This window comes from Methylobacterium sp. J-078 (assembly GCF_022829285.1).
Lineage (GTDB): Bacteria > Pseudomonadota > Alphaproteobacteria > Rhizobiales > Beijerinckiaceae > Methylobacterium.
In genome coordinates, this window is sequence record NZ_JAKSYI010000078.1 from 64,645 (window position 1) to 73,998 (window position 9,354).

A 9,354-nucleotide genomic window follows, 5' to 3' on the forward strand; every position below is an offset into this window, starting at 1 on the left:
AGCGCGCGGGCGCTCCGCTAAAGCGCGACCGGCCAATCAAAATCACAAGAAACCAGGACCATCGGAGGAAAGCATGGCTCAGGAACGCGTCGCACTCGTCACCGGCGGCACCCGCGGCATCGGCGCCGCCATCTCGAAGGGCCTCAAGGCCAAGGGCTACAAGGTCGCGGCCAATTACGGCGGCAACGACGAGGCGGCCAACGCCTTCAAGGAAGAGACCGGCATCCCGGTCTTCAAGTTCGATGTGGGCGACTACGCCGCCTGCGAGGCCGGCATCAAGGCCGTCGAGGCCGAGGTCGGCCCGGTCGACGTGCTGGTGAACAATGCCGGCATCACCCGCGACGGCCTGTTCCACAAGATGACCTTCGAGAAGTGGCAGGCGGTCATCAAGACCAACCTCGACTCGGCCTTCACGGTCACCCGGCCGGTCATCGAGGGCATGCGCAACCGGGGCTTCGGCCGCATCATCCTGATCTCGTCGATCAACGGCCAGAAGGGCCAGATCGGCCAGGCCAACTACTCCGCCGCCAAAGCGGGCGTGATCGGCTTCGCCAAGGCGCTGGCCCAGGAGAGCGCCTCGAAGGGCATCACCGTCAACGTGATCGCGCCGGGCTACATCGCCACCGACATGGTCATGGCGGTGCCGGAGGACGTGCGCAACAAGATCATCTCGACGATCCCCGTGGGCCGCCTCGGCGAGGCCGAGGAGATCGCCCGCGCGGTGGAATACCTCGCGGCCGAGGATTCCGGCTTCATCACCGGCTCGACCCTGACCATCAACGGCGCCCAGTACATCGCCGGATAGTGGTTCCGCGCGGCGCCTCCGGGCGCCGCGCCCCTCACTCGATCCCCATGCAGTTGGCGTAGAACGTCGCCGTCGCCGGCCAGTCCGAGAAGACGCCCTTCACGCCCACTTGCCCGTACAGCACATCCAGGAGGGTGAGCACGTCGCCGTCCCGGTCGATCACCGGGCGGATCGACTTGTAGTAATAGCCGCCCCCATCCTTCAGCGGTCCCGAGCGCTCCAGCGACCAGGTGATCAGGTCGAAGCCGGCGGCCCGCGCCGCGCGGGCATAGGCCGAGGGCTCGATTCCCCCGTTCGGCCCGACCCGGACCAGCATCCAGAGGGGCGGCGCCAGGGTGCGCAGGCCCAGCGCCGCCAGTTCCGCCATGCCGGGCTTCCAGCTCTCCGGCCGCTCGGGGTCGAAGCCCGGGTCGGTCTCGTCGCGGTTGTCGAGCCAGAGCGCCTGCCGCCCGAATTCTGGTTCCGCCCTCAGCCAGTACAGGATGTCCCGGAGCTGGAAGCTCTGCGGCCGCACGTCGACGGCCGGGATGCCGGCCTGCTTGTAGGCGTCGATCATCGCCTGGGCGTACTGGTCCTGGCCGTAGCCCGCGAACGGCATCGGCACCTCGGGCGCCTTCAATTCCGGCGTGAACCGACGCCTTAAGGATCGGACCAGCGCGATGTACTCGTCATGGCTCATCAGCGTGCCGGTGGTGGCGTAGAGGTCGGTGCGCCAGCGCGGGGTCGCATTCATGTAGGCCTCCCGGGTGGTCGCCTGGGGGTCGCTGGCGTCCATCTTGCCGTTGAGGCTCTTGAACTCGGCCAGGGTCAGGTCGCTGGTGCAGCAGCGGGCCGAGGCCTTGCGCCCGGCGACCGGGTCGGCGGGCTGGAAATCCTGGCTGCACCTGGCCGCCAGGTCCGGGCGGGCGAGGATGTCGGTGGTGGTGTGGAGATCGCACTGGGCGTGCCGGCAAACCAGCTGCCGGTCCCGCGTGAAGGCGACGTCGCACTCGATGACCCCGGCGCCCATGCGGGCGGCGGCCAGGATGCCCTCCCGGGTATGCTCGGGAAACTGCAGCGGCGCGCCCCGGTGCGCGATCGAGAAGGTGCGTGCGGTGTAGGGCCTGTCCGCGCCGCAGGCCTGCAGGCGGTCCTTGAGGGGTCCGGGCTTCATGCTGTCCACGAGATAGAAGGGCCGTGGCCCGAGCTGGGCGGGCTCGCCAGCCACCGCCGGGGCTGCGGCCATGAGCAGGGCGGCGCCCAGCGCCGCTGCTCTCCGGAGGCGTCCACGTCCGGGAGATGCAGCGCCCATATTCCCCTCCATGCCGGTTGCCTCCCCCAGGAGGTAGGGCCGGCCCGTGACCTGTCGATGAAGGTGCCCGGTCCGAACCGGCTCCGCCTTGCCCGGCACGGCCCCGCATGGGAGAGCGGCGCGGCCTCCCGCCTCGGACATCCGGTCTCCCATGCCCTCCGCGACCCTGCTCGGCTTCGGCGCGATCCTGCTCTGGTCGCTGCTCGCCCTGCTCACCGCCCTGTCGGGGGCGGTGCCGCCCTTCCAGTTCGCCGCGATGACCTTCGCGCTCGGCGGCCTCGTCGGCTGCGCCAGCTGGCTCGTGCGCCCCCAGGGCATCCGCGCCCTGCGCCAGCCCTGGCCGGTCTGGCTCCTCGGCGTCGGCGGCCTGTTCGGATACCACGCCCTGTACTTCACCGCCCTGCGCCTCGCCCCGCCGGCGGAGGCGGGCCTGCTCAACTACCTCTGGCCGCTCCTCATCGTGCTGCTCTCGGCCCGGCTTCCCGGGGCGGCGGGCCTGCGCGCCGGCCATCTCGGCGGGGCCGCCCTCGGGCTCGCCGGCGTCGTGGTGCTGTTCGCCGGGCGGGGCGGGATCGACTTTTCCGCCGGGGCCGTACCGGGCTACCTCGCGGCGCTGGCGGCCGCCTTCGTCTGGTCGGGCTATTCCGTGCTGTCGTCCCGGGTCGGGGCGGTGCCGACCGACGCGGTGGCGGGCTTCTGCCTCGCCACCGCCACCCTCAGCCTCGCCTGCCATCGGGCCTTCGAGACGACCCTGTGGCCGGTGGGCGCGGTGCAATGGGCTGCCGTCGTCGCCCTCGGCCTGGGGCCGGTGGGCGCCGCCTTCTACCTCTGGGACATCGGCGTGAAACGGGGCGACCTGCGCCTCCTCGGGGTCGCGGCCTACGCCGCGCCGATCCTCTCGACCCTGACCCTCGTGCTCGCCGGCTACGCCGAACCGAGCCCGGCCCTGGCGCTGGCCTGCCTCCTCATCGTCCTCGGCGCCGGGGTGGCGGTGCGGGCCTCCCGCGCCGGGCGCTAAGCAGGTTCGCCTTGGCAAGCCAACGCTTCACCCTGCTTCGCTCTTTGATATGTCGCAGGGTTTAGCCGCAAAACCAGCGGCCGCTCTTGCGAAACCTGCTGAGATCCCGAGCCTCAGGTTCTGGGCATCGGCCGCCAGTCCGGGGGCGCCATCTCGAAGCCGGCGAACTCGAACGCGGGCGAGACCGTGCAGCCCACCAGCGTCCAGGCGCCGAGGCTGGTGGCGGTCTGCCAGTGGCCGGCGGGAACCACGATCTGCGGCTGCTGCCCACGCGTCAGGTCGGGTCCGAGATAGGCCGCATGCGCATCGTGACCGTTCGGGCTGACCGTCAGGACGAGGGGCGCACCCGCGTGCCAGTGCCAGATCTCGGCCGCGTCCACCCGGTGCCACTCGGAGACCTCGCCGAGATCGAGCAGGTAGTAGATCGCGCTGCCCACCGAGCGCCCGTCCACGGTCCGGGGATCGCGAAAGGTCTCGCGGTAATGGCCGCCCTCCGGGTGGGGCGCGAGGCCCAGGCGAGCGATCACCTCGGCGGCGGTCGGTCCCTGTGATCCGGCACTCATCGGCGACCTCTCATCGAAGACTCTCTCGGCGAAGAATTCCCGCGGACCGCGTCACTCGATGGCCCCTTGCGGCAGGCTGAGGCCGGGGGGCGCCTTGGGGCGCGACGCGCCCTGCTGCGATTTGTCTTTCTTGGGCTTGTCCTTGGCGGCGACCGGGGCGGCCTTGACGGCCGGCGCCTCGCCGCAGGACTGGAAGGCGAGCTGGGCCAGGGGCTGACCGGCCTCGGAGACGATGTTGAGCGTGTCGGGCAGGGCCGTCGAAACGGGGTCCCAGCGGATCGGGCCGCCCAGCAGCGCTTCCAGGGAACCCGGGCTGCCGCCCCGACGCAGGGCGAACAGGTCCGGCCCGTAGGCGGTGGCGGCCTTGCCCCCGATGACGACCTGCAGCACCCGCGTCGTCTCCGGGGTGAGCGGGCGCAGCGGGTTCTCGACCACGAGGGCGCCCGTGCGGGTGACCCAGACCGCGAAGTCCTTCGGGCCTTCGTAGAGCGCGGCCTTGGCCTCGCACTGCACCGTCAGCCCCGGCAGGTTCGCCGCCGGCATCGGCGCGGGAGCGGGCTTCGGCTCCGGGACGGGCTCCGGCGCTGGGGGCGGCGTGGCGGCGGCCCGGATTGGCCCTTCGGCGGGTGGCGCTTCGGCGGCCGGTTTTGGCTTGGGCGCGGGTTTCGGTTTGGGCTTCGGTTTCGGCGGACGCGTCTTCGGCGCGGGCGCGGCCGGCGCCTCGGCCTCGGGCGACCCCTCCGCCTCGGGCGCCTGCGACAGGGCCGGGCCGGCGCCGAGGATCAGGAGCACCGGCAGCAGGGCGCCCCACAGGCGCGTGCGGGACCGCACCATCAGCGCGTCTCCCGCTGCGTGTCCGACGGCAGCGGCCGGGCCTTCGGGTCGGCCGCCGGCTCGACCTCGAGGATCGTCGCCGTCCGGTCGATGGGACTGGGGCGCGGCGGTTCCAGGCTGCGCATCAGCGTCTCCTCGTCCTCGGCCTCGTCGATCAGGTCGACCTCGCGCCCCATGCGCAGCTCGGGCCGCCGGCCGCGCATCAGCAGCGTGACCACGACGAGGCCGCAAAACAGGAGGGCCCCCAGGGCGCCCAGGATCAGGGTCATTTCCATGCCGGGTCCAGCGTTAGCCCAGGACGCGCCCCGTTGCATCCTTTCCCGACGAAGCGACAAACCGAACCTTGCGCACATCCCCGGGCCGGAACGGTCCTTGCGTCTTCGCACACGGATGTCAGAAGCGGGGGGTCCGCGCCGGCAACACGGCCCGAGGCCGGTCGTCCCGAGCACCTCAGTCCAAGACCTCACGCCAAGACCTCAGTCCAAGACCTCAGTCCAAGACCTCACGCGCGAAAAAATCCACGCCCACGAACCAAGGTCGATCGATGCGCATGCATGACCTCAAGACGGCCGATGCAGCCCCGGACGCGGAGCGCCGTCCCGGCGGGGCGGAGGGCCTCGAGCAGGAGCTCCTGCGGCTGATCGAGGAGTCCCGCGAGCAGGCCGCCGAGGACCCGTTCCGCAATCCCGTCCTGGCGGTCACCCTGGCCATCACCCGGCGCTTCGACCGGGGCGAGATCGGCGAGGACGACCTCGACGCCCTGTTCCCTCAGCTCCGGACCCAATCCCTGAGCGCCCGCGCCGAGCGCCTGCGCGCCTATGTGGGCCTCGACCGCGATGCGGCCGCCGCGCCGGACACCCGGATGGCCGCCCGCCTCGTGGCGGCGGTGCCGGAGCGCCAGGGCGCCTTCGAGACCTTCCGCGATCTCGTGAGCCGCACGGGCTTCGCCGTGGTGTTCACGGCCCACCCGACCTTCGGCATGCCGCGCGCCGTCGCGGCGCTGATCGCCGAGGCCGCGAGCGAGGCCGACGCTGCGGCCCGGACGCCGCTGGTGGCACGCGCGGCCGGCCTCTCCACCCGGCCCGACCCGAAGATCAGCCTCGACGACGAGTTCGACCAGGCCTGCGCCGCGGCCAATCACGGCCGCACGGCGCTCGACGCCTTCAACGCCGCCCTGCTGGACGCCGCCCGCGCGCGCTGGCCCGACCGCTGGACCGAACTCGTGCCCAAGCCCTTCGCCATCGCGAGCTGGGTCGGCTGCGATACGGACGGGCGCACCGATATCGGCTGGTGGGACACCCTGCGCTACCGGCTGGAATCGAAGCGGATGCAGCTCGACCGGGTCATGCGGCAATTGCCCCAGCTGCCGGCCACGAAGGTGGTGCGCGACCTGACGGGGAACGCGCTCGCGGCCGTGAACCGCCAGCTCGCCGTGGCCCCCCGCCTCGGCACCAAGCCCTCCCTCGAGGCGGTGCATCGCTTCGCCCTGGCCCTGATCATCGAGCGCGAGCGGGCGCAGACCGATTCCAGCGCGATCCTGGCCGGGCTCGCGGGCGCGGTCGGGGGCGTGGAATCCGAGGCGGACAAGCGCAGCATCGCGCTCCTGCGCTCCGGCATCGCCACCCACGGCCTCTCGAACGCCCTGCCGCATTTCCGGCTCAACGCCAGCCAGATCCACAACGCGGTGCGGCGGGTCACCGACCTCGAAGGCGAGCCCAACGACGCCGCCCAGCGCCGCTCGCACCTGGCCACCATCCACGCGCTCCTCAACGACGTGCAGGCGGTGGACGTCGATTTCGGGGCGCTCGCCGCCGAGCGCGCCTCGGCCGCCCGGCTGATGATGACGATCACCCAGATCCTCAAGCACGTGGACGGCACGCATCCCGTGCGCTTTCTCATCGCCGAGACCGAGACGGGCTACACCCTGCTCGCCGCCCTCTGGCTGGCGCGGCATTACGGGATCGCCGACAAGGTCGAGATCACGCCGCTGTTCGAGACCGCGAGCGCCCTGGAGCAGGGCGTGCGCGTCCTCGACGATGCGCTCCGCAACCCGCACTGGCGGGCCTACCTCAAGCGCATCGGCCGGCTCACCGTGCAGTTCGGCTACTCGGATTCCGGGCGCTACGTCGGCCAGCTCGCCGCGAGCTTCTGGATCGAGCGCCTGCGCCTGCGCATCACCGAGCTGATGGTGCAGAACGACCTCACGGGGGTCGAGCTCGCGATCTTCGACACGCACGGCGAATCCATCGGCCGGGGCGCGCACCCGACCAGCTTACGCGACCGCCTCGCCTATCTCGCCCCCGAGGATGCGCGGCGCCGGAACCGCGCGGCGGGCATCCGGGTGCGCCTCGAATCGAGCTTCCAGGGCTCGGACGGCTACCTGATGTTCGGCACCCTGCCGCTGGCGCAGGCGACGGTGGAGCGCATCGCCGAGCACGTCTTCGCCCTCGATGTGGCCGACGACGATTCGTTCGCCGACTACGTGCTGTCCGATCCGGCGAGCGGAGCCGACGAGACGGACGACCCGATCTACGCCGAGCCGGACTTCGCCGCCGAGTTCTTCACCGTGGTGCGCCAGGACATGGAAGCGCTGGTGGACGATCCCGGCTACGCCGCGCTGCTGGGCACCTTCGGCCCGAGCCTGCTCGACCGCACCGGCTCGCGGCCCGTGGCGCGCCAGACCGATGGCGGCGGCCCGACCATGATCACCCATCCGCGCCAGATGCGGGCGATCCCCAACAACGCGATCCTGCAGCAGCTCGGCTTCCTCGCCAATTCCCTGCACGGCGTCGGCCGCGCCGCCGGCCGGACGCCGGACCTGTTCCGCGACATGCGGCGCGATTCGGTGCGCTTCTCCCGCGCCTTCCGCCTTGCGCAGCACGCCTCGAACGTCTCCGACCTCGACGTGCTGCGGGCCTATATCGACACCCTCGACCCGGCCGTGTGGCTGGAGCGCGCCCGGCGCACCCAGCGCGACGGCCGGCGCGAGGAACTCGTGGTCATCGCCAACGCCCTCGACCGCCTGCGCCTCGCCCCGGATCTGCGCCACCTGTTCGGTCGCCTGACCTGCGACTGGCTGAGCCTGCGGGCGGCCGCCCCCGACCTCGGCCGGATGTCGGCCCGCCTGACCCTGCTGCACGCGATCCGGCTCGCCCTGATCCACCGGATCTGGTTCCTGGCCGTGCACATCCCGGGCTTCCGGCCGCAATCGGGGGTGAGCCGCGAGGCGCTGATCGAGCGCTTCCTGCGCCTCGACATCGACGGCTGCCTCACCCTGCTGGAAGACATCTTCCCGATCACGCCGGACCCGACCCTCGGGCTGAACTTCGGCGAGCCGGCGGGTCCGCGGGACGTCGGCACCTACGAGGCCGAGCACCGGACGCTGTTCGAGCCGATCCGGCGCAGCTTCCTCCGCGTGCGTGAGATCTCGGGCATGATCCAGCACGAGGTGGGCGCGTTCGGCTGAGGCCGAGCGCACGGGGCGGACCGCCCTCGTTCGGGGCGATCGAGGTCAGTCCCGGCCCGTCAGGGTCGCCGGATCGCCCTGACGGATACCGGGATCTCGATCAGTGCGGATCGGCGCCCGTCCGCGCTGCGTCCGCCTTCATCGCGGCGGCGGCAGCCGCCAATCCCCAGCGGACGAGGTCCTCCGCCGCGTCGGCCGTTCCGGCCTCGGCGTAGCAGCGCAGCTCGGGCGCGTTGCCGGATGCACGGAAGTGGATCGTGCGGCCGCCATCGAGCTCCATCCTCACGCCGTCCTGCTCGTCGACGGACCGCACGGCGCCGATCGGCCGAACGAAATCCTGCCGGAACGCCTCCTGGCCGAGCTGGCGCAGGAACGGCCCACTCCGCTCGGCCGGCGTCTCGGGCAGGCGGTCGCTCGCCGTCTCGCCCACGGAGAGGGACGTGACGAGGTCGGCGAGGGACAGCCCGGCGCGCCGCGCCGCCGCCAGGGTCGCCAGGATGGGGAGCATCGCATCGCGCGTCGGCAGCGCGGGCAGGGTCCGGCCGTCGATCGCGACGTCCGAACCGAGCAGGAAGCCGCCATTCGCCTCGAAGCCGACGACGGCGCGGGCGCCCTCCTGCTCCGCCCGCGCCATGCCGGCGATGACGTAGGGCGAACCGACGCGGGTGCGCAGTACCCGCCGGAACCCGCCCGCCTGCTCGATAGCCGAACCGGCGGTGACGGGCACGACGACGGTGTCGACGTCGAGGTACCGCGCGGTGATCAGCCCGAGCACGTCGCCCCGCAGGATGCGGCCGGCCGCATCCGCGACCAGGGGCCGGTCGGCGTCGCCGTCGGTCGTCACCAGGGCGTCGAAATCGCCGGACGCCATGGCCTGGCGAATAAAGGCGACGTCCTCCGGACGATGGGCCTCCGTGTCGATCGGAACGAAGCGGTCCGCGCGCCCGATCGCGGTCACGTCCGCCCCCAGCGCCGTCAGGAGCTCGACGAGCAGGTCCCGCGCCACGGAACTCTGCTGGTAGACGGCGATCTTGAGGCCGGCCAGCATGTCGGCGGCGAAGGCCTCGCGGTAGCGCTGGCGGTAACGGTCCGTCGCCCCGGTCTCCGGCGTGGCGGGATCGGCCGCCGCCATCGCGCCCGGCGTGGCGACGTCGCCGAGGGCGGCCAGGATGGCGGTCTCGTCGGTCTTGGTGATCTCGCCGTCGGGCCGATAGAATTTCAGGCCGTTCCGGTCCTCCGGGATGTGGCTGCCGGTGACCATCACCGCGCAGGCGCCGCGCCGGAGCGCTTCCAGGGCCAGGGCCGGCGTCGGCAGCGCGCCGCAATCGACGGCCGTGAAGCCGGCTCCCGCCGCGGCGGCGGCCACCGTCGCGGCGA

General features: G+C 72.1%; 8 protein-coding genes. 3 read left to right on the forward strand and 5 right to left on the reverse strand.

From position 1 onward, the window contains the following. Positions 1 to 73: 73 nt before the first annotated feature. A complete protein-coding gene (gene phbB / locus MKK58_RS13165; protein ID WP_243912477.1) occupies positions 74 to 805 on the forward strand; it encodes an acetoacetyl-CoA reductase in 732 nt (243 codons plus the stop codon). A 34-nt stretch (positions 806 to 839) separates the two neighbouring features. Here the strand turns inward: phbB and MKK58_RS13170 are convergent, their stop codons facing one another. After that, entirely contained in the window at positions 840 to 2,030 is a 1,191-nt protein-coding gene (locus MKK58_RS13170) for a glycerophosphodiester phosphodiesterase family protein (RefSeq protein WP_243912478.1), read from the reverse strand. A 217-nt stretch (positions 2,031 to 2,247) separates the two neighbouring features. Between MKK58_RS13170 and MKK58_RS13175 the strand changes: the two genes are divergently transcribed. After that, positions 2,248 to 3,114 (forward strand): DMT family transporter, encoded by an 867-nt coding sequence (locus tag MKK58_RS13175; RefSeq protein WP_243912479.1) that lies wholly within the window; start codon positions 2,248 to 2,250, stop codon positions 3,112 to 3,114. 113 nt (positions 3,115 to 3,227) lie between these two features. Here MKK58_RS13175 and MKK58_RS13180 read toward each other — a convergent pair whose 3' ends face one another. Genes MKK58_RS13180 through MKK58_RS13190 form a run of 3 tightly spaced genes read right to left on the reverse strand, consistent with a single transcriptional unit; the run spans position 3,228 to position 4,786 of the window. Further along, positions 3,228 to 3,677 carry a cupin domain-containing protein gene (locus tag MKK58_RS13180; RefSeq protein WP_243912480.1) on the reverse strand — a complete coding sequence of 150 codons (450 nt, stop codon included), beginning with the start codon at positions 3,675 to 3,677 and terminating at the stop codon, positions 3,228 to 3,230. Positions 3,678 to 3,728: 51 nt separating this feature from the next. Next, positions 3,729 to 4,511, reverse strand: coding sequence for a hypothetical protein (locus tag MKK58_RS13185; RefSeq protein ID WP_243912481.1), 783 nt, complete (start codon positions 4,509 to 4,511; stop codon positions 3,729 to 3,731). Continuing rightward, positions 4,511 to 4,786 carry a hypothetical protein gene (locus MKK58_RS13190; protein WP_243912482.1) on the reverse strand — a complete coding sequence of 92 codons (276 nt, stop codon included), beginning with the start codon at positions 4,784 to 4,786 and terminating at the stop codon, positions 4,511 to 4,513. Before MKK58_RS13190 ends, MKK58_RS13185 begins: the two co-directional genes overlap by 1 nt. A 275-nt stretch (positions 4,787 to 5,061) precedes the next feature. Here MKK58_RS13190 and MKK58_RS13195 point away from each other — a divergent pair, with 275 nt between their 5' ends. Continuing rightward, the gene (locus MKK58_RS13195) at positions 5,062 to 7,977 is read left to right on the forward strand and encodes a phosphoenolpyruvate carboxylase (RefSeq protein ID WP_243912483.1); all 2,916 of its coding nucleotides are present in this window, start codon (positions 5,062 to 5,064) and stop codon (positions 7,975 to 7,977) included. Between the two features lie 100 nt (positions 7,978 to 8,077). On the opposite strand, the gene MKK58_RS13200 is transcribed toward MKK58_RS13195, so the two are convergent. Beyond that, on the reverse strand, positions 8,078 to 9,354 hold a 1,277-nt coding region (locus MKK58_RS13200), incomplete at its 5' end, for a phosphomannomutase (protein WP_243912484.1).